Raw genomic sequence first — 369 nt, forward strand, 5'->3', positions numbered from 1 at the left:
CATGAAGGACAACACCGACATGGCCAAGGGACGCATCATGGATGCCGACTTCGCCAAGGAAAGCGCCAACATGACCAAGAACAGCATGCTGATGCAGTCCGGCATCTCCATGCTCAAGCAAGCCGGCCAGATGCCAGGCATGGTCATGTCCCTGCTGGGCTGATCACGCGCTTGGCCGGCGCAAGGGACTGCGCCACCCCCATTTCACGATTGAACGCCAGCGCCCTTAAGGCATTCGAGAAAACGGTCGCCCTGTACCTACAGCACCGCTTCCAGGCGTTCACGCACGAAGGATTACGATCATGGCTCTCTCGATTCATACCAACTACTCCTCGCTGGTGACCCAGACCAACCTGGGCAAGACCAACA

At 58.0% G+C, this 369-nt stretch carries 1 protein-coding gene; it reads left to right on the plus strand.

What is annotated here, in order from left to right; genetic code table 11:
• Positions 1-163 (plus strand): flagellin (locus tag GYB81_RS24310; protein WP_267904998.1); only part of this gene is annotated, 163 nt, incomplete at its 5' end.
• Positions 164-369 lie beyond the last annotated feature (206 nt).

Origin of the sequence: Pseudomonas yangonensis (assembly GCF_009932725.1) — a bacterium.
Classification (GTDB): domain Bacteria; phylum Pseudomonadota; class Gammaproteobacteria; order Pseudomonadales; family Pseudomonadaceae; genus Aquipseudomonas; species Aquipseudomonas yangonensis.